The following is a 24,239-nucleotide window of genomic DNA, read 5'->3' as shown; positions in this document are numbered from 1 at the left end:
GGTCGTGAGGGTGCTGGTCACCGGCGCGAGCGGGATGCTCGGCCGGGCCACGGCCGAGGCGCTGCTCGCACGGGGCGACGAGGTCACCGTGCTGCAGCGCCGTCCCGCCGGCCTGCCGTGCCGCGAGGAGCTGGGGGACGTCGCCGACCCCGACGTCGTGCGGCGCGCCGCCCGCGGCCAGGACGCCGTGCTGCACCTGGCCGCGAAGGTCGACGTCACCGGCCCGTGGGCGGAGTACGCCGCGGCCAACGTCACCGGCACCCGCACCGTCGTCGACGCCTGCCGGGCCGAGGGCGTCGGCCGGCTGGTGCACGTCTCGTCCCCGTCGGTGGCGCACGCCGGGACGGCGCTGACCGGGGTCGGTGCCGGACCGGCCGACCCGGCGTCCGCCCGGGGGCCCTACTCGCGCTCCAAGGCGGTGGCCGAGCTGGACGCCCTGGCCGCGGACTCCGCCGGGCTCGCCGTCCTGGCCGTCCGCCCGCACCTGGTGTGGGGCCCCGGCGACACCCAGCTCGTCGCCCGCATCGTCGAGCGGGCCCGGGCCGGGCGGCTGCCGGTCATCGGGTCCGGCGCGGCCCTGGTCGACACCACCTACGTCGACAACGCCGCCGCGGCCCTGGTCGCCGCGGTGGACGCCTGCGGGCCGGTGCACGGCGAGGCGCTGGTCGTGTCCAACGGCGAACCGCGCCCGGTCGCCGAGGTGCTCACCCGGCTGTGCCGGGCAGCGGGGGTGCGCGGCCCGCGCGGCCGGGTGCCCTCCCGGGCGGCGTTCCTGGCCGGCGCGCTGGTCGACGGGGTCTGGGCGGCGACGGGACGCCGCACGGTCCCCCCGCTCACCCGCTTCCTGGCCGAGCAGCTGGCGACCGCGCACTGGTTCGACCAGCGGCGGACCCGGGCCGCGCTGGGCTGGCGCCCGCACGTCGCCCTGGAGGAGGGGTTCGCCCGCCTGGCCGCCTGGTACGCCGCCGCGGGCCCGCGTCCGGCGGCACGCTGAGGCGTCCTCCGGCAAGGGGTGCTCCGGCCGTCGGCGCCCCGACCGCCGGCCGGCCACGGTCCTAGGCTGGGCCGGTGACGACCAGCCGGACGACGCCCTCGGCCCTGGACCCCGGCGACGCGCTCGCCCTGGAGCGGCAGGTGTGCTTCGCCCTCTCGGTGGCCGCCCGCAATGTGGTCGCCGTCTACCGGCCGGTGCTCGAGCCGCTGGGGCTGACCCACCCGCAGTACCTGGTGATGCTGGCGCTGTGGCAGCACGGCCGGCTGTCGGTCAAGGAGCTCTCCGGCCTGCTGCAGCTGGACCCCGGCACCCTGTCGCCGCTGCTCAAGCGGTTGGAGGCGGCCGGCCTGCTGCGCCGCGAGCGCGATCCGCGGGACCAGCGCAACCTGGCGCTGGCCCTGACCGAGGAGGGCCAGGCCCTGCGCGCGCGGGCGGAATCGATCCCCGCCGGCATCGTGGAGCGCCTGGGCATGCCGGTGGAGGAGCTGGTCTCCCTGCACGGCGCGCTCACCGAGGTCATCGCCGCCTCGCAGCAGGCGCTGTCCGCCGCTCCGCGGACCGGCGGAGCGGCGTCCGGCGACGGCTGAGCGCGACCGGCACACTGTGCGATCGGCGACAGTTGGTGCCCCAATGCTTGGCGTGCCCATCATCCTCGGGGACCATCGGGGCGTGGACACCACCGGACGGGAGCGGACACCGGTCATGGCACAGCCCGACGAGCCCGGCACGACCTCCGAGCCGGTCGTCCGGCCCGCTCCGCACCGGTGGCTGTGGTACGCCCTCGGCGGCGGGCTGCCCGCGCGCCACCGCGGCTGGGTGCTGCACGACACCACGACCGGCACCTGGGGGCTGCGCCACATCGCCCGCATGCTGGTCCAGATGTCGATCCCGATCGTGCTGATCATGGTCCTCCTGCCCGCGTCCTGGGAGCTGCGCGCCGCCGTGGCCGGCGGCGGGGTCTTCCTCGGCCTGATCTACTCGCTGGCCTACATGCCCGAGACCACGGAGAACCGGGTGGTCAAGGCCGGCTACCCGGCCGGCACCGCCACCGCCCACCGGGAGCACGCCGCGCACCTGCGCGACCAGCGGGACAGCGAGCGCCGGCGGGCCGCCGCGGCCCGGCGCGCCGCCCGCTACCGCAGCCGCAACGGGCGCTGACCCACCCGGTCAGCCGTCGGGGAAGGACCGGTCGCCGAAGAGGACCCGGCGGGCCGCGGCCCGCCCGACCGGCGTCCGCAGCAGGGGGAACACCGCCGCCGCGACGGCGGGTGTGCGCACCTGGGCCAGTCCCCGGCGCAGCGCGAGCCGCCCGCGGAAGCGGGCGCGCAGCGCGGCTCCGTCGTAACCGGCCAGCGGGTCCGGCACCCCCGCCCGCAGGGCGTCGTCGAGGACGTCGGCCGCGAGCTGCGACAACCGCAGGCACGGGTCGAGGCCACCGGCGGTGAGCGGGGAGACCGCACCGGCCGCGTCCCCCACCAGGAGGCCCCCGGGGCCGCCGATCCGGCGCAGCAGGCCGCCGACGGGGATCGGGCCGCCGCGCCGCTCCACCTCCGTCGGGCGGTCGCCGCCGGGCAGTCCCGGCGCCGAGCCGGCGAAGCGCGCCAGGGCCCGGCGCATGCCGTCGGGGTAGCGGTCGGCGTAGCCGGCCACGCCGACGTGCGCGTGCCGCCCGTCGTTGACGACCCAGGCGAGGTAGCCGGGGGCCAGCGAGGGGTCGAGCACGCAGTGGAAGGTGGGCGGCCCGTCGCCGCCGGGGACGGCGAAGACCTCCTCGGCGCCGACGATGAGGTGCCGGTTGCGGTCCAGGCCGAGGTCGCGGGCCACCCGCGAGCGGGCCCCGTCGGCGCCGACGAGGAACCGCGCCCGCATGCGCACCGGCCCGTCGCGGCCCTCCAGCAGGCAGCAGCCGTCGTCCCGGCGGCCGGCGTAGCGGACGCCCAGCGCGAGCCGCACGCCGGCGTCGGCCGCGGCGCGGGCGGCGGACAGGTACAGCGGCCCCATGTCGCCGACCCGGTACTCGTCGCGGTCGCTGACCAGGTCGACCGGGCGGCGCAGCCCCGGCGGGTAGAGCACCACCCGCCGGATGGGCGGCCCCAGGCACTCCGGCGGCAGCGGGAAGTCGTCGAGGGTCTTGCGGACGAAGATCCCCGTGGTGCGGATGGCCCCGGTGAGCGTGGGCCGCCGCTCGGCCAGCAGCACGTCGTGGCCGCGCCGGGCGAGCTCCGTGGCCGTGTGCAACCCGGCCAGCCCGGCGCCGACGACCAGCACGTCCGCGGTGGCGTCGCCGGTCACCCGTCGACCCACTCGAGCAGGTCGCCGGGCTGGCAGTCCAGCACCCGGCACATCGCCTCCAGGGTGCTGAAGCGGACGGCCTTGGCGCGGCCGTTCTTCAGCACCGCCACGTTGGCCGGGGTCAGCCCGACCCGCTCGGCGAACTCCCCGACGCTCATCTTGCGCCTGGCCAGCTCGACGTCGATGCGCACCACGATCGGCATCAGATGACCCCGTCCAGGTCCGCCCGCAGCGTCGTGGCCTGCCGCAGCAGCGCGCGCAGCACCACGACGAGCAGCCCGAGCGCGGCCCCGGCCACCAGCATCACCAGGAGGGCGACCGGCAGCCCGGGGTGCTCCCAGGTGAGGGCGGACCAGGCGAAGCAGCCGAGGAGCAGCAGCTCGGCGGCGCCGATCGCACCCACGATCGCGTTCACCCAGACCAGGGACGCGTCGCTGAAGATGCGGTCGTCGCGGACCAGGGTGAGCAGCTGCCAGGTGCACACGATGACGACCTGGACGCAGGCCAGCCCGAGGATCGTCCCCACGAGCGTCCCCCACCGCCAGAACTGGCTGTTCGGCGACTCCTGCGCCATCTCCGCCCACAGCGGGGGCAGGACGGCGACCTGGGCGACCAGCAGGGCGGCGAAGGCCAGCGCGAGCAGGATCCGGAGCGGGCCGACCACCCGGCGCGTCGTGAGCACCCATCGACGATCGTTCACTACCTATCGAATGTCAATCGAGTGGCCCGGTGCGGCGCGTCATCCGGTCGACCAGCGAGGAGTGCTCCGACGTCGTCGGGACCGAGGCCGCCCGCGGTCCGCGCGCGCCTGACCCCCCCTGCGCCGTGCCAGGCTGGCCGGCATGCCGTCTGCGTGGGACGACTCGCGCCGGGCCTTCGGCGACGCCGCCGCGTGGTTCGTCCGCACCAGCGCCCTGGTCGGGGACCGGTGGGGCCGGCCCGGTCTGGGCGAGTGGGACGTCCGCGCCCTCGTGGGCCACACCAGCCGGTCGCTGCTGACGGTCGAGGGCTACCTCGAGCGCCCCGCCGGGAGCGTCGGGATCCGGTCCGCCGCCGACTACGTCCGCGCCACGCGGGCGATCGCCGCCGGCCCCGAGGTCGCCGCCCGCGGACGCCAGGCCGGGGTCGCCCTGGGGCCGGATCCCGCGGCCGCCGTGGCGCAGGTCGCCGCCCGCGTGGTCCCGCTCGTCGACGCCCGGGACGGCACCGAGCTGCTCACGACGGTGGCGGGGGGCATGCGCCTGGCCGACTACCTGCCGACGCGCACCTTCGAGCTGGCCGTGCACACCGCGGACCTCGCCACGGCGCTGGGTCTGCCGCTGGAGGTCCCGGCCGCGGTGGCGGCCCAGGCCCTGCGGCTGGTCGCCGACCTGGCCGTCGCCGACGGCCGGGCCGGGCCGCTCCTGCTGGCCGCCACCGGCCGGCGGGAGCTCCCGGCGGGCTGGTCGGTGCTCTGACCCCGGGGACGCCGGCCGCCGGGCGTCCTCACAGGCCGAGCCGGGCGGACGCCGGATCGGCCCAGCGGCTGCTGGCGTCGTAGCCGCGCATGGTCGTGACCGAGGCCCACCGCCCGGTGCGGGCCAGCTCCCGCTCGGTCACGCCGGCCTTGTAGCCCTCGGTCGCGAACGACCGGCGGAGGCTGTGCGGGCTGAGCCCGTCGAGCGGGACGCCGGCGCGCTCGGCGGCGCGGCGCAGGACAAGCCGGACCGAGGACCGGGCCATCCGGGTGCGCCCGATCCGGGGAGTCGGGCCGCGCCCGACGCTGCGGAACAGCGGCCCGTCCTCCCCCGCGATGCCCGCCGCGTCGACCCACGCCTGCAGGGCGCGCACCGGGCAGGTCCGCGCCCGCACCCCCGGCGCGAGCGCCAGCACCTCGCCGGCGCCCTCCTGGTCGGTCTTCGACCGGCCGATGGTGACGTCCAGGCCGCCGTGCCCGGCCGGCACGAGGTCGGCCACGTCCAGCCCGCACGCGTCCGACGCCCGCAGCCCGAGGGCGAACGAGGTCAGGATCAGCGCCCGGTCGCGCAGACCGGCCACGCCGTCGGGCAGCTCCTCGACGAGCAGCCGGATCGTCGCGGTGTCGAGGGCACGCGCCTTGCGCGGGCGGCGGCCGTCGCGGGCCGCGGTGCGGCGGATGCCCCGGAGCACCTCGCGGGTGCCCGGGTGCTCCGACGGACTGGGGTGACCGGCCTCGCGGTGGGCGTGCCCGATGCCGGACAGCCGCCGGGCGATGGTGCGGGGGCTCGCCCCCGCGTCGCCGAGCGCGGCGAGGTAGGTCGCCACCGCGCTGTCGGCCGCGGGCAGCGGGGTGAAGCCGCGCCGCCGGGCCCAGTCCGACCAGGCGCGGAAGTCCGCGTCGTAGGCCTTCCGGGTCGAGTCGGCGCGCGCCGCGCCGAGGTAGCGGCCGACGGACGCGACGTCCCCGGGGAGGAGCAGCCCGCCCTCGGCGACGGCCGGCACGACCGACTGTGTCGACGTCCTGAGGTCTTCCGGGGCGGACTCCATAAGAGTTGATTATGGAGTGCGGATGGCGTCTCGTCTCCCCGACCCGACGCCGTTCGTTCGTGTGTTGAGCGAGCTTTGACGGACGAACGGGCGCAGGATGGCGGCATGACCGCCCCATCGGCCGCGTGCGCCTTCCCCGGCTGTGAGCTGCCGGTGGCCCCGCCCCCGCCCACCGGCGGGAGGTCGGCCTACTGCGCCCGCCCCGACCACAACCGCACGACCGCCTTCGCCGCCCGCCGGGCGCGGGCCGCCGAGGACTCCCCCGCCCCCGGCGGGACGCCCGCCGGGACGCCGCCCGCGCCCCGCGCGGCGGACACGCTCACCCGGGTCGCCGACCGGCTGCGCCAGACGCTGGCCGCGATCGAGGAGCAGGTGCACTCAGCCACCGACGCGCTGACCCGGGCCGCCGACGCCGAGCTGCTGGAGGCAGAGCGGGCGGCGATCCGCACCGACGCGCGGCGGGAGGTCGCCGAGGCCGAGCAGCGGGCGTCGGCCGCCGACCGGCTGCGGGCGGTCGCCGAGCGGACGACGCGGGAGGCGCTCGAGGCCGCCGCCCGGGCCGAGGACGGTGCCGCCCGGGCGCGGGAGGAGGCGGCCGTCGCCCGGGACGAGGCCGCGACCGCGCAGGCCGCGACCGAGGTCGCACACGCGGAGGCCGACCGGGCGCGCCTCGACCTCGGCGCGGCGGAGGCGGCCCGGGCGGAGGCCGACGCGGGACGACGGGACGCCGAGCGCCGGCGGGACGCCGCGGTGCGGGACGCCGAGAGCGCGCGCGGTGAGCAGGCCCGGGCGCAGCAGGGGTGGGACCGGGCGGTCGCCGACGCGGCGGCGGCACGGGAGCGGGCGGCGCACGCGGACGCGGCGCGCGACGAGGCACTGGCGGCCGAGCGGGCCGCCCGCGAGCAGCTCGAACGCGTCCGGGCAGAGACGGCGGAGGCGGTGCACCGCGCCGAGCAGGCGGCAGCGGCGGCCCGGCTGGAGGCCGCCGCCGCGGACGGCCGCGCGCGTGCCGCCGACGCGCGGGCGGAGGCCGAGGCCGGGCGGGCGGAGGCGCAGGCGGTCCGTGCCGAGCGCGCGGAGCGCCGGGCCGAGGAGAGCCGGCGCGACCGGCTCACCGCCGAGGAGGCGCGGGACCGGGCGGTCGCCGCGCAGGCCCGGCTGGAGGAGGCGCTGCGTGCCCGGCGGGCGGAGCCCGCCGCGGGGCGGCCGGCCGACGCGGCGCCCGGCACCGATCAGCCGCCACCCGCGGCTCCGGGCCCGGCCTCGGCCGGGCCGCACGAGCCCTGACCGGCGCACCACCCGAGGGCAGGCGGGACCGGGCGGAACGCCGAGGGGCCGCTCCGGATCACTCCGGAACGGCCCCTGGCGACGTGCTGGAACGGCCACCCTTCAGGGGCCCGCGCTGAGTCTGCGCAGCGTGGGGAGAAGGGTGGTCCTTCTAGGGCACGAGGATCGCCCGGCCCCGGACCTTCCCGGCGTCGAGGTCGCGGAGCGCGTCCACGGCCCGGTCGAGCGGGTACTGCTGGGTGTGCAGGGTGACCTTCCCGGCCTGCGCGAGCACCATCAGCTCGGCCAGGTCGGTGTAGGTGCCGACGATGTTGCCGACGATGTTCTTCTCGCCGGCGACGAAGTCCAGCGTCGGGATCCGGAGCTCGCCGCCGTACCCGATGACGTAGTACGAGCCGGCCGGGCCGGTCATGTGCCAGCCGTCCATCTCCGCGCCCTGCTCGGCGACGAAGTCGAAGACGACGTCCGCGCCCCCGCCGGTCAGGTCCTGGACCGCCTGCACCTGGTTGCCGTCGGCGACCACGGTCTCGTCGGCGCCGATCTGCCGGGCGAGCTCCAGGGCATCGGGGTTGCGGTCGACGACGACGATCCGGGTGCCCGACAGTGCGGCCAGGCACTGGACGCCGATGTGGCCGAGACCGCCGGCGCCCTGCACGACCGCCGTCGTGCCCGGGTGCAGCAGCGGCAGGGCCTTGCGCACGGCGTGGTAGGCGGTGATGCCCGCGTCCGCGAGTGCGGCGACGTCGGCGGGGTTGGTGGACGGGTCGAGCTTCACGCAGGCGCGGGCGGTGGTGCGCAGGTACTCGGCCATGCCCCCGTCGTTGTTGGACAGCCCGGGGAAGAAGGCGTTCTCGCACTGCATGTCCCGGCCGGCGCGGCAGGGCATGCACAGCCCGCAGCTCGGGTGCGGGTGCAGGATGACGGTGTCACCGACGGCGACGTTGGTGACGCCCTCCCCGACCGCGTGCACCCAGCCGGCGTTCTCGTGCCCGATGACGTAGGGCAGCTCCGGGTTCTGGATGTCGGCCCACTGGCCCTCGAGGATGTGCAGGTCGGTCCGGCAGACCCCGGCGCCACCGATCTTGACGATGACGTCGAGGGGACCCTGCAGCTGCGGTTCGGGGATGTCGTCGATCGTGGGGTCGGCGTGGTACTCGTGCACGCGGACGGCCTTCACGGGTGGGTTCCCTTCGAGACGGTGAGCGGGAGCAGGAGGCGGTCCTCGGGACGGGGGGTCTGGTCGGCCTCCGACCCGGGGTAGCGAGTGGTGAGCAGACCCCGGCAGAAGTGCGCGTTGCCGTCGACGGAGATGCGCACCGAGCGGGCCCGGCGCAGCACCATCTCGGCCTGCGCGGGGTCGGGGCGGGTGCCGTCGTCGCGCACGAGGACCGGCGCCCCGTCGTCGACGGGCAGGCCCAGGGTCGCCCGCCGGCGCAGCAGCGCGTCGGTGGTGTGCTCCCCCGCCGGCAGGTCGCCGAGGGTGAGCGCCGCGACGTCCACCGCCGGGTCGGTGCGGACGAGGGCGGTGATCGCCCGCTCCATCGCCGCGGTGTGCGCCTTGCGCTGGAAGGTCGCCCGCAGCTCGTCGAGCGAGTCCTCCGCCTCGTGGCCGAAGGTGCCCCGGTAGCCCAGCCCGGCCGCCATCCCACGGTTGATCAGGTCGGAGTCGTGGTGGTCGTCGAGCTCGACCACCACGGATCCCACCCCCGGGACGGCGGACACCGCGTCGTGGGCGTCGGAGACCATCAGCCAGGCGAAGTTCGGCGCGCAGAAGGAGGTGGGCAGCCGCAGGTGCACCTCGACGGCGCCTCCCTGGACCGACACCGAGCGGACGAAGCCGACGTCGGTGATCGGCTCGTCCAGCTCGGGGTCGACGACGGTGCCCAGCGCGGCCCTGACCTCGGCCTCGGTCACGGTGAGGTCGGGCAGCACGGCGGTCATCGCAGGGTCCTCCTCAGACCGAGGCCAGGTCGGCCGCGGCGGGCTCGCGCGGGCCGGTGGCGGTCTCGTCGGCGTCGGGCAGCTGCAGCTCGGCCGGCACCGGCAGGTCGTAGAGCTTCGCGGCGTTGAGACCCAGCACCTTCTTCTTCAGCGGAGTGCTCAGCGGCGCGTACTCGGTCAGGTCCTCGGGGATCTGGAAGTCCACGAACTTCTCGACCAGCCACTTCGGCGTCCACAGCGCGTAGTCGCTGGAGAACAGGATCCGGTCCTCCCCCAGCCAGTAGGTGAGCTCGCCCATGATCTGCGCGAAGTAGCGCGGGCGGGTGTGGATGAACGGGATGGCGACCGCGAGGCCCGCGTACACGTTGGGCTCCTGGGTGGCGATCCAGCAGAAGTCCTCCAGCCGCGGCAGGCCGCAGTGCTCCACGACGAAGTTCAGGTCGGTGAAGTCGGTGGCCACGTGGTCGACGTCGGCGACGTCGAAGGCGTCGCGGTCCAGCGGGCGGATGGTCGGGCCCTTGTGGATGTGGATGTTCTTGATGCCGAGCTCGCGGCAGGCCTCCAGGTAGCGGTAGGCCATCGGGTCGGTGAGCTTCCAGCCGCGGGACTCCCCGTGCCAGTCGGCGGTGTAGAGCTTCACGCCCTTGAGCTGCATGCGCTCGGCGTTGCGGCGCAGCTCGTCCAGGCCGTTCTCCCCGTCGCGGGGGTCCCAGTAGTGGTTGTAGGTCAGCTTGTCCGGGTGGGCCTGGGCGAGGGCGAACGCCTCCTCGGTCTGGCCGAAGCCCCGGTGGTAGAACTCCTTGAGCCGGGCCGGCTGGAAGATCGCGTGGTCGACGATGCCGTCGACGAAGACGTCGCGCATCAGCCGCTCGCCGCCCTGGTAGAGGTACTCCTCGTAGCTCCAGACCTCGGACTCGGGGCTGAGGTTGCGGTGGTAGTCGTAGAAGCAGTCGATGAACTGCTTGCCGTGGATGTTGCGCTGGTTCTCCGGGCGTCCGTCCCACAGGGCGATGTGGGCGTCCACGACGTAGTAGCTCTCGCCGTCCTTGCGGTACATCTCCGGCCTCCCTCGGTCACGGTGTGATGGCAGTCACCGCTCTGGCCGACGACGCTAGGCAGCCCCCCGGCGTCCCAGTAGGCGGTCGCTGTCTCACTTTGGGACGCCGGTTCCACCTGGGCCGTCGGCCCCGAGCGTAGATTCAGTGTGGCGCAACGCACACGGGCCGGACGTCCGCCGGCGCACGGCGCTCGGCCGTCCGTGGACCTCGGAGGTGGGTCGTGGAGACGCACGACGACCCCTCGGCGGCGCCCGCTCCCCTGCCCGACCCCCAGCTGGCCGGGCGGGCGGCCGCACCGCGACTGCGGGCGTCCTGGCGGCGCAGCCACGACTACGGCGTCACCCCCGACGAGGTCATCCCGGTCTTCACCGGCACGGTCGACACCGACTCGCTGCTCTACGAGTGCGCGCACCGGGTCCTCACCGACCTGCAGGCGACGATCGCCAACGAGCCGGTCAGCCTCATGGTGGCCGACTCCGAGGGGCTGGTCCTCGCGCGGCTCGGCGACGACCCGACCATCCAGCGCGCCCTGGACCGGGTGCACCTGGCGCCCGGGTTCTCCTACAACGAGCGCAACGCCGGCACCAACGGGCTGGGGCTCTCCCTCGCCGACCGGACCCCCTCGCTCGTCCGGGCGGAGGACCACTACGTCGCCGAGCTGCGCGGCTACACCTGCGCGGCCGCGCCGGTCATCGAGCCGGTGACCGGCGAACTGGCCGGCAGCATCAACCTGACGACCTGGTCGTCCACCGGCTCCGAGCTGCTCCTCGGGCTGGCCCAGGCGGCGGCGAGCGCCACGAGCGCGCTGATGCTGGTCCGCTCCGGCGGGCGCACCATGCGGCCGGCGCCCCGGGGCGAGGTCTTCCACGTCGTCGGCGGCCACCTGGGGGCCGGGGACGGCGACCCGTGCGTCTCCCCCGGCTGGCGCGCCGCGGTGTCCGATGCCGCCACCGCCGTCGCCGCCGGGCGGGTGGTGGCGGTCGTGGGCGAGGCGGGCGCGGGCAAGGCCACGCTCGCCGCCGTGGCCCGCCGCCGGCTGACCGGCCGCCAGCGGCTGCTGCACGCCCGGGCTCCCGACCGCGGCGACGTCGCCGCCTGGCTGGAGCTGTGGACGCCGGAGCTGCGCGACGCCGACACCTGCGTGATCGTCTCCGGGCTGACCGAGCTCCCGGCCTGGGCGGCCGACGAGCTGGCGCGGATCCTCGGGGCGGTCCGCCGTCCCGCCGGGCCGCAGCGGTTCGTGCTCAGCGCCCCCGAGTACGCCGTGCTCCCCGGCCCGCTGGCCGCCCTGGTCGACACGGTGGTGGAGACCCCGCCGCTGCGGCACCGCACCGACGACGTCCTGCCGCTCGCGCACGCCTTCGCCCTGCACGAGCGCCGCCGCACGGTGGGCGTCACCCCGCGGGCGGCCCGGGCGCTGACCGGCTACTCCTGGCCGGGCAACGTCCGGCAGCTGCGCCGCGTCGTCCGCGAGGCGGTGTCCCGTGCCGACGTCGTGGACGTCCAGCACCTGGCGCCCGAGGTGCTCGACAGCGGGACCCGCACGCTCACCCGGCTCGAGCGCCTGGAGCGCGACGAGATCGTCCGGTGCCTGACCGAGCCGGGCACCACCGTGACCCGCGCGGCGGAGGCGCTCGGCATCGGCCGCGCCACGCTGTACCGGAAGATCGCCCAGTACAAGATCACGCTGCCCCGGTCGACGGACTGACCGGCCGGGCCGGCGAGCTCAGCTGGACGACCGCCCGGAGGCGCTGACATGACCCCGCCGACCGCCCACGGCCCGGACCTCGACGCGCTCGTCGCCATCGACGTCCACGTGCACGTCGAGGCCGACGACCACGGCCACTTCGCGCTGGACGACGAGCTGCGGGCAGCCGCCACGCAGTACTTCAAGGGCGACCCCTACCACCCGACGGTGCCGCAGATCGCCGCCGACTACCGCGCCCTGCGCATGGCCGCGGTGGTCTTCACCGTCGACGCCGAGGCCGCGACCGGGCAGCGCGCGCTGTCCAACGAGGAGATCGCCGAAGCGGCCGCCGAGCACCCCGACGTGCTCATCCCGTTCGGCTCCGTCGACCCCGCCCGCGGGACGGCCGGCGTCCGCACCGCCCGGCGCCTGGTGGAGTCCCACGGCGTCCGCGGGTTCAAGTTCCACCCCAGCCTGCAGGGCTTCCGGCCCGACGACCGCCGGCACTACCCGCTGTACGCGGAGCTCGAGTCCCTCGGCGTGCCGGCGCTGTTCCACACCGGGCAGACCGGCATCGGCTCCGGGCTGCCCGGCGGGCGCGGCATCAAGCTGCGCTACTCCGACCCGATGCTGCTCGACGACGTCGCGGCCGACTTCCCCGGCCTGACGATCATCATGGCCCACCCCTCGGTGCCCTGGCAGGACGCCGCGATCGCCGTCGCCCAGCACAAGGCCAACGTCTACATCGACCTGTCCGGCTGGTCGCCGAAGTACTTCCCACCCCAGCTGGTGCGCGCCACCAACACCCTGCTCAAGACCAAGGTGCTGTTCGGCTCGGACTACCCGCTGCTGCGCCCCGAGCGGTGGATCCGCGACTTCGAGCAGCTGGAGATCAGGGACGACGTCCGCCCGCTGGTCATGAAGGCCAACGCCGTCCGCGCCCTGGGCCTCGGGTGACCGCCGTGCCCGGCTCCGGGGTCGTCCCGCGGCGGCGGGAGCGACGCGCGGCGACCACTCCCCCGGCGGTCAGCGCCACCAGGACCGCGACCGCCACGACGAACGGCCAGGACCCCGGCGAGGTGCCGTAGGCGCCGAGCGCGACGAAGGCGACGGTGCCGGGGACGATCCCGAGCGCGGTGCCGCCCAGGTAGTCCCGGAACCGGACGGCGGTCAGCCCGGCCGCGTAGTTGATGGCGGTGAACGGCAGCACCGGCACCAGCCGCACCGCCAGGACCGCCGGCAGCCCGTGCCGGCGGAGCAGCGCGTCGACGCGGGCCACCCGGGTGCCGGTGATCCGCTCGACCGCGTCGCGGCCCAGCGCCCGGCCCAGCGCGAACGCGGCCACCGCCCCCAGCAGCGCCGCCACCAGGACGACCACGACCCCCTCGGCGAGCCCGAACAGCACACCGGCCGCGGCGGTGAGCACGTTCTTCGGCAGCGGAGCCAGGGTGGCCGCGGCGTACAGCAGGACGAAGACGGCGGGGCCCGCCGGCCCGAGGCCGGCGACGTCCGCCCGCAGCTGCGCCACGTCCGGCAGCCCCACCACGGCGGCGACCACCGCCGCCAGCGTGACGACGAGGACCAGCAGGGTGAGCCGCACCCACACGAGGCGGTCGGGTCGCGCGGTGGTCACCAGGGCGATGATGGCCCACTGGGTCGGGGCACCCGCCGGTCAGGGGGTGAGCACGGACCGGACGCCGGCGTCGCCGGCGGCCTGCCGCCGCCAGGCCCGCTCGATCTCGGTCAGCGGCAGCACCTCGTGCGCGACGCCGAGCCGGCCCGCCGCGGCGTGCCCGAGCACCGTGGCCAGCGCCCCGGCCCGCTGCCCGGGGGTCAGCGCGTTGTTGGTGTACCCGAGCACCTCGGCCGACCGGCTGCGCAGCACCGCAGAGGAGAAGGCGGCCTCGTCACCGCCGGCACTGCCCAGGTTGACCAGCCGGCCGCCGGGCGCGAGCACGCGGGCCGCGGCCGCCGCCGCCACGCCGAACACCGGGTCGACGACGACGTCGACCGCGCCGCCGGCGGCCCCGCGCAGCCGCTCGGCGAGCGCGTCCGCATCGCCGTCCGGCGCCACCACCTCCTCGGCGCCGGCGGCGCGGGCCCGCTCCGCGGCCGCGGCCGAGCGGCAGACGGCGACGACCCGCGCGGCACCCAGCAGCCGGGCCGCACCGACGGCGACCTGCCCGACCGCCCCGCCGCCGCCGAGGACGACCACCCGCTCCCCCGCGGTGAACCGGCCGCGCCAGGTCAGCGCCATCCACGCCGCGACCGCCGAGAGCCCCAGCGCGGCGACCGCGGTGTCCGGCAGGTCGGCGGTCACCGGCACCACGTCGGCGTCCGGCACGGCGCAGCGCTCGGCGAGGGCGCCGTCCCCGGGCGCCATCCCGGCCGACGTGGCGAACCACACCCGGGCGCCGGGCGGCAGGGCGTCGGACCGCTCCACCACGCCGACGCCCTGCACCCCGGGCACGTACGGGACGGCCGGGCGGCCGAAGTACGACGTCCCGGAGGCGCAGAGCAGGTCCAGCGGGACGACCGGCGCGGCGGTGACCCGGACCAGCGTCCGGCCCGGCGCCGGCTCCGGGGTCGGGTGCTCCCGGTGGGACGGCGGGCTGCCCGGGGTGTGCAGGACGGCGGCGCGCACGTCCCCTCCGCTCAGGTCGCGATGTCGGGGTAGGGCAGCGAGATGTGGGCCATCGCCGCGCCGTAGGCCTTCTGGTACTCCAGCGGCCCGTGGTCGCGCTCGAACAGGGCGATGAACAGCGTCAGCGTGAGGAACGGGTGGGCGCCCATCTGGAAGAGCGTCACGTGGTCGTGCTCGCGCAGCGCGCGGCGCTCGTCCTCGGTGAACTCGAGCCAGGTCGAGCGCTCGTCGTCGGTGCAGTTGAGGATCCTGTCGGCCATCTCCGCCTCCCACCACTCGACGGTGCCGGCCGGGTCCTCGCGGTAGCGCTCGACCAGCTCGGGGTCGCGGTCGACGGTGTAGAGGAACTTGTCCAGCAGGTAGCGACTCACGCCGGGGCTCCGTTCGGGTACCAGGTGAAGTAGGCCTCCATCGTGTGGAACAGGTCGAGGGTGTCGACGTGGTCGGCCTTCTGCCCCGCGCCGGCGACGCCCATCATCAGCATGAAGTCCATGAACCCGTGGGTGGCGTTGCCCGGGGCGTGCAGGGACTCCAGCGAGACCTCGGCCAGGCAGCCTTCGACGTCGCCCGAGGCGATCCACTCCACGGCCCTGCGGTCGAACTCCGGGTCCGGGCCGTGCTCGCCGAACTGGCGCGGCCCGCCGAGCTCCAGCGACAGGTGGCCGGTGCCGATGACCGCCACCCGCTTGTCGCTCTCCCAGGACTCGACCATCTCCCGGATGGCCCTGCCCAGGGCGACGAACCGGCGCGGCTGCGGCAGCGGCGGGGCGAAGATGTTGGTGTAGACCGGCACGATCGGCAGGTCGGCCTGGGGGCGCAGCGTGATGATCGGGCAGGTGATGCTGTGGTCGATCCGCAGCTCGTTGCTGAAGGCCAGGTCGAAGTCGCGGTCCAGCCCGTCGCGCAGCAGGTGCGCGGCCAGGTCCTCCTCGCCGCGCAGGGTCATCCGCGGCAGGCCGAACTCCCGCTCCTCGTTGTAGAAGTTCGCGTCGAAGAACGGCGCCTTGCCCACGAGGAACTGCGGCATGTTGTCCAGCCACAGCTGGTGGAAGTGGTCGCTGCCGACCATCACCAGCACGTCGGGCTCGGCCCGGGTCAGGGTCTCCCGGAAGCGCTCGATCTTGGCCACCCACTCGTCCGCGAACGGCGGCCGGTCCGCACCGGTCGCGGTGCTGGCCCGGTAGTAGAACGGGTGGTGGGTGGACGCGATGACCGCGGCGACTTCAGCCACGACGACCTCCGGTCGGATCGGTGTTCGGGAGCGGGTCGGGCACGTAGGGGTCGGGCGCGACCGACCGGTTGGCGAGGTCCACCGACAGGAAGACCTCGTTGGCCACCGGGTGGCGCAGCTCCTCGGCGAGCTGGCCGATCAGCCCGGCGGTGCGGGCCAGCAGCGCGAAGCCGCGCAGCAGCTCCAGCGGCAGCCCGAGGTCGGCCAGCGCGGCGCCGCAGACGCCGGCGCCGTTGAGCGGCAGGGTCTTCCCGAGGACCTGGGGGTGGACCCGCCCGATCGCGGCGAACAGCGCCAGGTGCGGGCCGAGCAGGTCCTCCTCCGCGGCGATCTGGAACAGCCGCGGGGTGCGCGGGTCGCCGTCCTTGTGCACGTGGTGGCCCAGGCCCGGCACGAACCGGCGCGCGGCCCGCTGGGCGGTCACCGTCTCCAGCGCCAGGGCGTCCCAGCCGGCGTCGTCGGTGGGCAGCCCGCCCTCGACGGAGGTGAGGACGTCGTGCAGGAACCGGCCGCAGTCCTCGGTCACGCCGAGGAAGCGGGAACCGCCGCCCAGCAGGCCCGCGGCCAGCGCGCCCTGCACCGAGTCCGGCGCCGAGAGGTAGGTCAGCCGGGTGACGATCGCCGTCGGGGTGAACCCGTGGTCGGCCAGCGCGGCGAGCACGGCCTCGAAGACCCGGGTCTCCCCCGGCGTGGGCCGGCGCTGGGTGGCCAGCCAGAAGGCCAGCTCGCCGAAGCCGACCGTGCCCATGACGTCGCGGGCCAGGTCGGTGCCCAGCAGGGTGATGGACTCGCGGCTGGAGGCGCCCAGCGCCGTCGGGTACCCGGTCACCGCGTCCCGGGCCCCTCGGCCAGCCAGCGGCGGATCTCCGCGCCGTGCTCGTCGACCCGGGGCGGCGGCAGGCGGTACTGCGCCGCGGTGTCGGAGAAGCGGATCGGGTTGCGGACCGACGGCACGGCGGCGGCCCCCTCCCCCACGGTGACCACCGGCGCCAACCCGACCTCCTCGGCGAAGGCGACGCCCTGGTCGATCGTGTTGATCGGCCCGCAGGGCACGCCCGCGCCGATGATGTCGCGGAACCACTCCATCTTGGTGCGGGTGCGCAGCCGCTCGACCAGCAGTGGGCGCAGCCGGTCCCGGTTGGCGGTGCGGTCCTCGTTGTGGAGGAAGCGGGGGTCCTCGGCCAGCTCCGGCACCCCGAGCACGTCGCACAGCTTGCGGAACTGGCCGTCGTTGCCGGCGGTGACGATCAGGTCGCCGTCCGAGCACGGCAGCGGTTCGTAGGGGAACAGGCTCGGGTGGCTGTTGCCCATCCGGAACGGGACGACGTCGCCGGCGACGTAGGCACTGGTCTGGTTGACCAGCCCGGACAGCGCCGAGGACAGCAGGTCGACCTCGACGTGCTGGCCGCGGCCGGTCTCCCGGCGCAGGTTCAGCGCGGACAGCACGCCGATGGTGGCGTGCAGGCCCGCCATGACGTCGAAGACGGCGACCCCGGCGCGGTAGGGATCGCCGTCCGGGTCGCCGGTCAGGCTCATCAGCCCGGAGATCGCCTGCACGATGAGGTCGTAGCCGGGCAGCGAGCGGCCGCCCGGGCCGCTGCCGAAGCCGCTGATCGAGGCGTAGACGATGCCCGGGTTCGTCGTCGACACCGTCGCGTGGTCCAGGCCGAAGCGGGCCAGCCCGCCGGGCTTGAAGTTCTCGACCAGCACGTCGGCGCGGCGGGCCAGCTCCCGGGCGGCGGCGACGTCGTCGGGGTCGGTGAGGTCCAGGGCGACCGAGCGCTTGTTGCGGTTGACGCCCAGGTAGTAGGTGGAGACGCCGTCGCGGACCGGCGGGGCCCAGGTGCGGGTGTCGTCCCCGCCGGGGCTCTCCACCTTGACCACGTCGGCGCCCAGGTCGGCGAGCAGCATCGTGGCGTACGGCCCGGCGAGGATGCGGGAGAAGTCGGCCACCACCAGCCCGGAGAGCGGGCCGCGCCCGGTGCCGTCTGTCGTCATCGGTCCGGATGTCCTTCCACCGCTGGTGCAGTCCTGGTCGTGCCGCTGTGCGGACGACCGTCCGGCGGAGTCTCCGCACCGATGTCGACGCGTGTCAAGCGCGGGTGCTCGGACTGCAGCCGCGCTTGACACGTGACCGCAGTCACCGCGAAGGTGTCGCCACTCGGAGCTGTCCGCAGTACGGACGGACGTCCGAACCCGTCGCCGGAACCGAGGAGTAGTCCGTGAGCGAACCGAGCACCGAGGCCGACCGGCCCGTCGTCCTGCGCGGGGGGACGGTGCTGACCATGGACGACGCCGGCACCGTGCTGCCCGACACGGACGTGCTGGTCGTCGACGACCGCATCGCCGCCGTCGGCACGGCGCTCGACGTGCCCGCGGGCACCCGGGAGATCGACGCGCGCGGCGGCATCGTCATGCCCGGGATGATCGACACCCACCGGCACATGTGGCAGACCGCCATGCGCGGCTACGGCGCGGACTGGACGCTGACCCAGTACTTCGTCTGGTACTACCTCGAGCACGGGAAGAAGTTCCGCCCGCAGGACATCGCCGCGGGCAACCGGCTGGCCGCCATCGAGTCGCTCGACGCCGGCGTCACGACCACGGTCGACTGGTCGCACAACCTGCACACCGTCGAGCACGGCGAGGCCGCCCTCGACGCCCTCCGCTCGGTGCCCGGCCGGTTCGTCCTCGCCTACGGCAACATCCAGGCCGGCCCCTGGGAGTGGACCGCCGACCCCGCCGTCCGGTCGTTCCTGGAACGGCTGCGCGACGAGCGCGACGACATGATGGGCGTGCAGATCGCCTTCGACGTCACCGGCGACCCGGCCTTCCCGGAGAAGGCGGCCTTCGAGGTGGCGCGCGAGCTGGGGCTGCCGGTCACCACCCACGCCGGCGTGTGGGGCGCCACGAGCGACACCGGCATCCAGCAGATGTACGACGGCGGCTTCATGACGCCGGAGACCACCTACGTGCACGCCTCCACGCTCACCCGGGACAGCTACCAGCGCATCGCCGCGACCGGCGGCTCCATCTCGGTGGCCACGGAGTCCGAGTGCAGCGCCGGCCAGGGGCACGCCCCGACCGAGCAGGTGCTCCAGTACGGCATCCCGGTGTCGCTGTCGATGGACACCAGCGTGTGGTGGAGCGGCGACATGTTCTCCGCGATGCGCGCCACCCTCAACGCCGACCGGATGTCGGAGCACCTGACCGCCCACCTGGAGGGCGAGACGATCACCCACCTGCGGCTGCGTGCCCAGCAGGTCCTGGAGTGGACGACCCGGGGCGGTGCCCGCACGATCGGCCGCGACGACCTGGGCACCCTGCAGCCGGGCAAGAAGGCCGACGTCGTGCTGGTCAAGAACGACGCGTCGCCGGTGTCCTTCCCGCTGCTCAACCCCCTGGGCCACGTCGTCTTCCAGGCGCAGCGCGGCGACGTGCACACGGTGATCGTGGACGGCCGGGTCGTGAAGCACGACGGGAAGCTGGTCGGCATCGACCTCGCACCGGTCCGCCGGGAGATCGAGGACACCATCGAGTACCTCAAGGCCGAGATCGGCGAGGAGGCGTGGCGGGCCGGGATGTTCCCCCAGATGCCGGAGGCCGAGGCCGAGATCCTCGACAACCCGTACCAGTACTCCGACTTCAAGGACGAGTCGAAGCGGGCCGGCGGCGAGGAGCGGGTGCTCGGCCGCTGAGCGCGCCGGACGGGAGGGACGACGGATGGCGGGACGCGGGGCGGGGCCGGACTTCGTGGAGGCGCTGGCGCGCGGGCTCGACGTGCTGGCCGTCTTCGACGCCGGTCACCGCACGATGTCGCTGTCGGAGGTGGCGGCCGCCGCCGGCCTCGCCCGGCCCACGGCCCGGCGGCTGCTGCTCACCCTCGAGGAGCTCGGGTTCGTCCGGCAGGGCGGGGGCGGCTTCGAGCTGACCCCGCGGGTGCTCACCCTCGGCATGGCCTACGTCGGGGCGCTGGGCCTGTGGGACGTCGCCCGCCCGCACCTGGAGGCCCTGGTCGCGCAGACCGGCGAGTCCTCGTCGATGGCGCAGCTCGACGGCCCGGACATCGTCTACGTCGCCCGCGTCTCGGTGCCGAAGCTGATCACGCTGCGGGTGGAGATCGGCACCCGCTTCCCCGCCGCGCAGACCTCGCAGGGCAAGGTCCTGCTCGCCGCCCTGCCGCTCGACGAGCTGGACCGGACCCTGGCGCTGCCCAGCCGGGCGGGGCTGCCCACCTACATCGGCCGGACGCCGGAGCAGCTGCGCGAGGAGCTCACGGCGGTCCGCGCCCGCGGGTGGGCGCTGGCCGACGAGGAGCTGGCCCCCGGCGTCCGGTCGGTGGCGGTGCCGGTGCGGGACGGCACCGGCGCGGTGCGCGCGGCCGTGAACGTCACCGTGCACGCCGCCGAGACCTCCACCGAGCGGTTGCTGGGCGAGCACCTCCCCCGGCTGCTGCGCACCGCCGGCGAGGTGAGCGCCGACTGGGCGCTGTGGCAGAGCCGCCCGCACGTCGAGGTGACCCGGCCGGCCACCATCAGCACCGGGCCGCGCTGAGAGCGGCCCCCCGCCCCCGGCCCCGTCCCGAGGCCCGCCCCGAGCTCGCGAGGGGTGGGGAGGACGGGGTCCTTCGACTCGCGACGGGCCCCTGCAGGGGGCCGTCCCGCGCCCGACAGGAGAGGACCCATGCCCCTCGCGCTCCCGCCGCTGCCCACGATGATCGTCGGCAGCCTCCCCCAGCCCGACTGGCTCATCGACCGGGACCGGCTGGGGCACCAGTTCCCGCCGCGGGTCCGCGCGCGGGAGCTGTGGCGCATCCCGCCGCGGTTCCTCGAGGAGGCCCAGGACGACGCCACGCTGGCCGCCATCGCCGCCCAGGAGGAGGCCGGGCTCGACGTGCTGACCGACGGGGAGATCCGCCGGGAGTCCTACTCCAACCACTTCGCGACGGCGCTCGACGGCGTGGACCTCGACCGGCCGGGCACCGTGCGCAACCGCTCGGGTGTGGACATCCCGGTGCCGCGGGTGACCGGGGAGATCCGCCGTCCGGGGCCGGTCCAGGTCCGCGACGTCCGCTTCCTGCGGGAGCACACCGACCGCGCGGTCAAGATGACCGTGCCCGGGCCGTTCACCATGGCCCAGCAGGCGCAGGACGACCACTACCCCGACGACCGCGCCCTGGCCCTGGCGTACGCGGACGTCGTCCGCGAGGAGATCGCCGACCTGTTCGCCGCGGGTGCCGACATCGTCCAGCTCGACGAGCCGTGGCTGCAGGCGCGCCCGGACGTGGCCCGCCGCTACGGCGCCGAGGCGCTGACCCGCGCCGTGGCCGGCGTCGCGGGGCCGGTGCACGTGCACCTCTGCTTCGGCTACGCCGCGATGGTCGCCGACCGCCCGGAGGGCTACTCGTTCCTGCCCGAGCTCGCCGACGTGCCGGCCGACACGATCTCGGTCGAGACGGCGCAGTCGCACCTGGACCCCACGACCCTCCGCCCGCTGCGGGGCAAGGGGATCGCCCTCGGCGTGCTGGACCTCTCGACGCCGGAGGTCGAGACGCCGGAGACGATCGCCGGCCGGGTGCGGCGGGCGCTCGACGACGTCGACGTCGACCGGCTGGTGCTCTCCAGCGACTGCGGCCTGAAGTACCTGCCGAGGGCCGCCGCGGCGGGCAAGATGCGCGCCCTCGCCGAGGCGGCCGCGATGCTGCGCGCCGAGCTGTAGCCGGGCGCCGGGAGCCGCCGGGTGGGACGGTGGCACGCTCGGACCGTCCCGTCCGGGACCGAGCCCCGAGGGGCGACCGACACCGACCAGCGGAGGAGCGCCAGGATGACTGCCCCCGGTTCCGGGTCCACGTCCGCACTGCGGGAGGGCCCACCGGCCGGCGTGGGATCGGGCCCGAGCCGCAACCCGGCCAGCGCCGTGTACGGCACCGTGCTGGCCGGGTCGCTCATCGCCACCGAGGGAGCCCGCGACTCCGTCGACGTCCCCCGGGTGCTCGCCCTGGTCCTGGTGACCCAGCTGGTGTACTGGCTGGCCCACGTCTACGCCGACCTGGTCGGCCAGCGCATCCGCACCGGTCGCCGTCCCCACCGGTCGGACGTCCGTGAGCTGCTGCGTGACGAGTGGTCACTGGTCGCCGCCTCCTACGGCCCGCTGGTCGTCGTGGGCGTCGTGCACCTGCTCGGCTTCCGGGCGAACACCGCCGTGCTGGCCGGGCTGTGGGCGACGACCGCCGTGCTGGTGCTCTGGGCGGTGGTCGCCGGCCGGCGCGGCCGGATGCGGGGGGCCGAGCTGGCGCTGTACGTGGTCCTCAGCGGGGCCTTCGGTTGCGCGCTGGTCGTGCTCAAGACGGTGCTGCACTGACCCCGGCCGGCGTCAGGAGCCGGTGAGGACGACGAGTCGCTGGGTCGCCCGGGTCATCGCGACGTAGCGGTCGACCGCTCCCTCGACGCCCTCGCCGAACCCCTCCGGGTCGACGAGGACGACCAGGTCGAACTCGAGCCCCTTCGCCAGCTCCGGGGTCAGCGACCGGACGCGGGATCCCGCCCGGGACGTGGGGTCGCCGATGACGCAGGCGATCCCCTCGGCGTGCTGGGCGAGCCAGGTGTCGAGGACGCGGTCCAGGTCCGAGACGGACCCGTGCAGGACGGGGACGCCGGTGCTGCGGACGGACGTCGGCACGTTGGCGTCGGGGAGCACGGCCCGGATGACCGGCTCGGCCTCGGTCATGACCTCGGCCGGCGTCCGGTAGTTGACGGTCAGCGAGGCCACGGTGACCCGGTCCAGGCCGATCCGCCGGAGCCGCTCCTCCCACGAGCCGGCGAAGCCGTGCCGGGCCTGGGCGCGGTCCCCGACGACGGTGAGGCTCCGGGACGGGCAGCGGAGCAGCAGCATCTGCCACTCCGCGTCGGTCAGCTCCTGGGCCTCGTCCACGACGACGTGCGCGAAGGGGCCGGCGAGCAGGTCCGGGTCGGCGGTGGGCAGCGCGGCCTGGTCGACCAGGGCGTCCCGGAGGTCCTGGTGGCGCAGGCTCGTCATCAGCAGCAGCTCGGAGTCGTCGGCCGCGATCAGCTCCTCGATGACGCCGGCCATCCGCTCGCGCTCGGCGGCGGCGATCGCCGCCTGCCGGCGCCTGCGCCGGGACACCTCCGGGTCGCCGAGCCGCTGCCGTGCGGCGTCCAGGAACGGCAGGTCGGACACCGTCCAGGCCCGGGGGGCCGCACGCTGCAGCCTGCGGACGTCGTCGGGGCCGAGCCAGGGGGCGCACCTGCGCAGGTAGGCCGGCACCGACCACAGGTCCCCGACGAGGTCGGCCGCCTCCAGCAGCGGCCACGCCCGGTCGAGGGCGCCGAGCAGCTCCCTGTTCCGCTGCAGCGACGTCCGGACCAGGTCAGCCGGTTCGTCGCCGTCGTGCGCGTCCACCAGGATCGTGAGCAGCGCCTCCCACACCTGGTCGCGCGCCTCGTTGTGCGGGGTGCCGGGATCCGGCGACTCGAACGCTTCGGCCCAGTCGTCGGCGCCCAGCCGGACGTCGGCGGAGCCGGTCTCGACCGTCGTCCCCGTCGTGGGCGGCTCCTCGTAGAACCGGACCGCCGCCTCGATCACCGTCCCCACGTCCATGGACGCCTTGAGGCGGGCCACCTCCGGGTCGGCCTCGGTCCCCGCCGCGGCGCCCTCGGGGACCAGGTCCCGCAGGGTGGCCGTCCGCACGCCCTCCTCGCCCAGGCTCGGGAGGACGTCGCCGACGTAGGCCAGGTAGGGCTCGTGCGGACCGACGAACAGCACGCCGCCCCGGCGGTGACCGAGGCGGGGGTCGGAGTAGAGGAGGTAGGCGGTCCGGTGCAGGGCGACGACGGTCTTCCCGGTACCCGGACCGCCGTCGACGACGAGCACGCCGTCGGACCCCGCCCGGACGATGGCGTCCTGGTCGGCCTGGATGGTGCCGAGCACGTCGCGCATCCGGGCCGACCGGTTGCTGCCCAGGCTGGCGATGAAGGCGGACTGGTCGTCGAGCGCGGCGTGCCCCTCGAACCCGTCGGGGGTGAACACCTCGTCCCAGTAGTCGGTGATCCGGCCGCGGGTCCAGCGGTACCGGCGGCGGCTGGCCAGGCCCATCGGGTCGGCGTGGGTGGCGCCGAAGAACGGCTCGGCGGCCGGGGAGCGCCAGTCGACGAGCAGCCGGCGCCCCGCGCCGTCGGTGAGGCCGAGTCGCCCGACGTACACGGGCTCGGGCCCGTCCGCGCCGACGATGCGTCCCAGGCACAGGTCCAGCCCGTACCGGCGCAGGGTGCGCAGCCGGGCGGTCAGCCGGTGGACCTCCAGGTCGCGGTCCAGCGCCGCCTGGCCCGTGCCTCCGGGCGCCCTGCGCTCGGCGTCGAGGCGCTCGGACAGGTCGGCGATCGACTGCTGGAGGCTGTGCGCCATGGCCGCGAAGTGCTGCTCGTCGCCGGCGACGAGCGCCGGGTCGGCCTTGGCGGCGAGGTGGTCGGGGAGGTCGAACGGGCTGCTGGTCACGGGGTTCACGGCATCGACTCCGATCTGAGGTCCGCGACCTTAGAACGAAGGATCCGTGCTCATGAGGACGGCCGAAACCTGCTACAACT

At 75.5% G+C, this 24,239-nt stretch carries 25 protein-coding genes; 11 read left to right on the top strand and 14 right to left on the bottom strand.

Annotated features, from left to right (window positions below; translation table 11 throughout):
- The first annotated feature begins 4 nt into the window (after positions 1-4).
- From BLR12_RS05430 to BLR12_RS05420, 3 genes are all read left to right on the top strand, one after another.
- Complete coding sequence (locus tag BLR12_RS05430) at positions 5-994, top strand: NAD-dependent epimerase/dehydratase family protein (RefSeq protein ID WP_091374643.1); 990 nt, start codon at positions 5-7, stop codon at positions 992-994.
- Between the two features lie 74 nt (positions 995-1,068).
- Entirely contained in the window at positions 1,069-1,581 is a 513-nt protein-coding gene (locus BLR12_RS05425) for a MarR family winged helix-turn-helix transcriptional regulator (protein WP_091374640.1), read from the top strand.
- A gap of 82 nt (positions 1,582-1,663) precedes the next feature.
- The gene (locus BLR12_RS05420) at positions 1,664-2,152 is read left to right on the top strand and encodes a DUF5313 family protein (protein WP_255363314.1); all 489 of its coding nucleotides are present in this window, start codon (positions 1,664-1,666) and stop codon (positions 2,150-2,152) included.
- Between the two features lie 9 nt (positions 2,153-2,161).
- Here the strand turns inward: BLR12_RS05420 and BLR12_RS05415 are convergent, their stop codons facing one another.
- From BLR12_RS05415 to BLR12_RS05405, 3 genes are read right to left on the bottom strand one after another with little or no spacing between them, the layout of a single operon-like run.
- Positions 2,162-3,286, bottom strand: coding sequence for an NAD(P)/FAD-dependent oxidoreductase (locus BLR12_RS05415; RefSeq protein ID WP_218120553.1), 1,125 nt, complete (start codon positions 3,284-3,286; stop codon positions 2,162-2,164).
- Positions 3,283-3,489, bottom strand: a complete 207-nt coding sequence (locus BLR12_RS05410; protein WP_091374634.1) for a helix-turn-helix domain-containing protein — start codon at positions 3,487-3,489, stop codon at positions 3,283-3,285. Before BLR12_RS05410 ends, BLR12_RS05415 begins: the two co-directional genes overlap by 4 nt.
- Positions 3,489-3,968, bottom strand: coding sequence for a DUF2975 domain-containing protein (locus BLR12_RS05405; RefSeq protein ID WP_091374630.1), 480 nt, complete (start codon positions 3,966-3,968; stop codon positions 3,489-3,491). Before BLR12_RS05405 ends, BLR12_RS05410 begins: the two co-directional genes overlap by 1 nt.
- A 160-nt stretch (positions 3,969-4,128) precedes the next feature.
- Here BLR12_RS05405 and BLR12_RS05400 point away from each other — a divergent pair, with 160 nt between their 5' ends.
- Positions 4,129-4,743, top strand: a complete 615-nt coding sequence (locus BLR12_RS05400; RefSeq protein WP_091374627.1) for a maleylpyruvate isomerase N-terminal domain-containing protein — start codon at positions 4,129-4,131, stop codon at positions 4,741-4,743.
- Between the two features lie 28 nt (positions 4,744-4,771).
- Here the strand turns inward: BLR12_RS05400 and BLR12_RS05395 are convergent, their stop codons facing one another.
- On the bottom strand, positions 4,772-5,746 hold the full coding sequence (locus tag BLR12_RS05395; protein ID WP_255363313.1) for a site-specific integrase: 975 nt from the start codon (positions 5,744-5,746) through the stop codon (positions 4,772-4,774).
- A gap of 150 nt (positions 5,747-5,896) precedes the next feature.
- Between BLR12_RS05395 and BLR12_RS05385 the strand changes: the two genes are divergently transcribed.
- Positions 5,897-7,078: a hypothetical protein gene (locus BLR12_RS05385; protein WP_143018710.1), complete on the top strand. Its 1,182-nt coding sequence runs from the start codon at positions 5,897-5,899 to the stop codon at positions 7,076-7,078.
- 151 nt (positions 7,079-7,229) lie between these two features.
- Here BLR12_RS05385 and BLR12_RS05380 read toward each other — a convergent pair whose 3' ends face one another.
- Genes BLR12_RS05380 through BLR12_RS05370 form a run of 3 tightly spaced genes read right to left on the bottom strand, consistent with a single transcriptional unit; the run spans position 7,230 to position 10,076 of the window.
- Positions 7,230-8,255, bottom strand: a complete 1,026-nt coding sequence (locus tag BLR12_RS05380; protein WP_091374615.1) for an NAD(P)-dependent alcohol dehydrogenase — start codon at positions 8,253-8,255, stop codon at positions 7,230-7,232.
- The gene (locus tag BLR12_RS05375; RefSeq protein WP_091374614.1) at positions 8,252-9,019 is read right to left on the bottom strand and encodes a metal-sulfur cluster assembly factor; all 768 of its coding nucleotides are present in this window, start codon (positions 9,017-9,019) and stop codon (positions 8,252-8,254) included. The genes BLR12_RS05380 and BLR12_RS05375 overlap by 4 nt, the downstream gene beginning before the upstream one ends.
- 13 nt (positions 9,020-9,032) lie before the next feature.
- Entirely contained in the window at positions 9,033-10,076 is a 1,044-nt protein-coding gene (locus tag BLR12_RS05370) for an amidohydrolase family protein (protein ID WP_091374611.1), read from the bottom strand.
- 221 nt (positions 10,077-10,297) lie between these two features.
- On the opposite strand from BLR12_RS05370, the gene BLR12_RS05365 reads away from it, so the two are divergent.
- The gene (locus BLR12_RS05365; protein ID WP_218120552.1) at positions 10,298-11,785 is read left to right on the top strand and encodes an AAA-type ATPase lid domain-containing protein; all 1,488 of its coding nucleotides are present in this window, start codon (positions 10,298-10,300) and stop codon (positions 11,783-11,785) included.
- Positions 11,786-11,833: 48 nt separating this feature from the next.
- Complete coding sequence (locus tag BLR12_RS05360; RefSeq protein WP_091374608.1) at positions 11,834-12,721, top strand: amidohydrolase family protein; 888 nt, start codon at positions 11,834-11,836, stop codon at positions 12,719-12,721.
- On the opposite strand, the gene BLR12_RS05355 is transcribed toward BLR12_RS05360, so the two are convergent.
- Genes BLR12_RS05355 through BLR12_RS05330 form a run of 6 tightly spaced genes read right to left on the bottom strand, consistent with a single transcriptional unit; the run spans position 12,681 to position 17,637 of the window.
- Complete coding sequence (locus BLR12_RS05355) at positions 12,681-13,397, bottom strand: TVP38/TMEM64 family protein (RefSeq protein WP_218120551.1); 717 nt, start codon at positions 13,395-13,397, stop codon at positions 12,681-12,683. The genes BLR12_RS05360 and BLR12_RS05355 overlap by 41 nt on opposite strands.
- A gap of 39 nt (positions 13,398-13,436) precedes the next feature.
- A complete protein-coding gene (locus BLR12_RS05350) occupies positions 13,437-14,408 on the bottom strand; it encodes a quinone oxidoreductase family protein (RefSeq protein WP_091374604.1) in 972 nt (323 codons plus the stop codon).
- 11 nt (positions 14,409-14,419) lie between these two features.
- Complete coding sequence (locus tag BLR12_RS05345) at positions 14,420-14,779, bottom strand: hypothetical protein (protein ID WP_091374601.1); 360 nt, start codon at positions 14,777-14,779, stop codon at positions 14,420-14,422.
- On the bottom strand, positions 14,776-15,639 hold the full coding sequence (locus tag BLR12_RS05340) for a DODA-type extradiol aromatic ring-opening family dioxygenase (protein WP_091374599.1): 864 nt from the start codon (positions 15,637-15,639) through the stop codon (positions 14,776-14,778). Before BLR12_RS05340 ends, BLR12_RS05345 begins: the two co-directional genes overlap by 4 nt.
- Positions 15,632-16,468: a citryl-CoA lyase gene (locus tag BLR12_RS05335; RefSeq protein WP_091374596.1), complete on the bottom strand. Its 837-nt coding sequence runs from the start codon at positions 16,466-16,468 to the stop codon at positions 15,632-15,634. Before BLR12_RS05335 ends, BLR12_RS05340 begins: the two co-directional genes overlap by 8 nt.
- Positions 16,465-17,637: a CaiB/BaiF CoA transferase family protein gene (locus BLR12_RS05330; RefSeq protein ID WP_091374593.1), complete on the bottom strand. Its 1,173-nt coding sequence runs from the start codon at positions 17,635-17,637 to the stop codon at positions 16,465-16,467. The genes BLR12_RS05335 and BLR12_RS05330 overlap by 4 nt, the downstream gene beginning before the upstream one ends.
- 224 nt (positions 17,638-17,861) lie before the next feature.
- Here BLR12_RS05330 and BLR12_RS05325 point away from each other — a divergent pair, with 224 nt between their 5' ends.
- The 4 genes from BLR12_RS05325 to BLR12_RS05310 all read left to right on the top strand — a co-directional run bounded on the left by BLR12_RS05325 (position 17,862) and on the right by BLR12_RS05310 (position 21,999).
- A complete protein-coding gene (locus tag BLR12_RS05325) occupies positions 17,862-19,337 on the top strand; it encodes an amidohydrolase family protein (RefSeq protein WP_255363312.1) in 1,476 nt (491 codons plus the stop codon).
- Positions 19,338-19,362: 25 nt separating this feature from the next.
- Positions 19,363-20,193 carry an IclR family transcriptional regulator domain-containing protein gene (locus tag BLR12_RS05320; RefSeq protein ID WP_091374591.1) on the top strand — a complete coding sequence of 277 codons (831 nt, stop codon included), beginning with the start codon at positions 19,363-19,365 and terminating at the stop codon, positions 20,191-20,193.
- 129 nt (positions 20,194-20,322) lie between these two features.
- Positions 20,323-21,357 (top strand): uroporphyrinogen decarboxylase family protein, encoded by a 1,035-nt coding sequence (locus tag BLR12_RS05315; RefSeq protein WP_091374587.1) that lies wholly within the window; start codon positions 20,323-20,325, stop codon positions 21,355-21,357.
- A 105-nt stretch (positions 21,358-21,462) separates the two neighbouring features.
- Positions 21,463-21,999, top strand: a complete 537-nt coding sequence (locus BLR12_RS05310; RefSeq protein WP_091374584.1) for a hypothetical protein — start codon at positions 21,463-21,465, stop codon at positions 21,997-21,999.
- Between the two features lie 12 nt (positions 22,000-22,011).
- Here BLR12_RS05310 and helR read toward each other — a convergent pair whose 3' ends face one another.
- Positions 22,012-24,150: an RNA polymerase recycling motor ATPase HelR gene (gene helR / locus BLR12_RS05305; protein WP_255363311.1), complete on the bottom strand. Its 2,139-nt coding sequence runs from the start codon at positions 24,148-24,150 to the stop codon at positions 22,012-22,014.
- Positions 24,151-24,239 lie beyond the last annotated feature (89 nt).

This window comes from Geodermatophilus sp. DSM 45219 (assembly GCF_900104025.1).
Classification (GTDB): Bacteria; Actinomycetota; Actinomycetes; order Mycobacteriales; family Geodermatophilaceae; genus Geodermatophilus.
The sequence above is the reverse complement of the archived record's forward strand: the minus strand, read 5'-3'. Positions and strand labels throughout refer to the sequence as shown.

Coding starts and splice junctions, on each gene's coding strand:
- BLR12_RS05410 (WP_091374634.1), bottom strand. CDS start 3,489: ATGCCGATCGTGGTGCGCATCGACGTCGAGCTGGCCAGGCGCAAGATG.
- BLR12_RS05400 (WP_091374627.1), top strand. CDS start 4,129: ATGCCGTCTGCGTGGGACGACTCGCGCCGGGCCTTCGGCGACGCCGCC.
- BLR12_RS05385 (WP_143018710.1), top strand. CDS start 5,897: ATGACCGCCCCATCGGCCGCGTGCGCCTTCCCCGGCTGTGAGCTGCCG.
- BLR12_RS05375 (WP_091374614.1), bottom strand. CDS start 9,019: ATGACCGCCGTGCTGCCCGACCTCACCGTGACCGAGGCCGAGGTCAGG.
- BLR12_RS05370 (WP_091374611.1), bottom strand. CDS start 10,076: ATGTACCGCAAGGACGGCGAGAGCTACTACGTCGTGGACGCCCACATC.
- BLR12_RS05360 (WP_091374608.1), top strand. CDS start 11,834: ATGACCCCGCCGACCGCCCACGGCCCGGACCTCGACGCGCTCGTCGCC.
- BLR12_RS05330 (WP_091374593.1), bottom strand. CDS start 17,637: ATGACGACAGACGGCACCGGGCGCGGCCCGCTCTCCGGGCTGGTGGTG.
- BLR12_RS05320 (WP_091374591.1), top strand. CDS start 19,363: ATGGCGGGACGCGGGGCGGGGCCGGACTTCGTGGAGGCGCTGGCGCGC.
- BLR12_RS05315 (WP_091374587.1), top strand. CDS start 20,323: ATGCCCCTCGCGCTCCCGCCGCTGCCCACGATGATCGTCGGCAGCCTC.
- BLR12_RS05310 (WP_091374584.1), top strand. CDS start 21,463: ATGACTGCCCCCGGTTCCGGGTCCACGTCCGCACTGCGGGAGGGCCCA.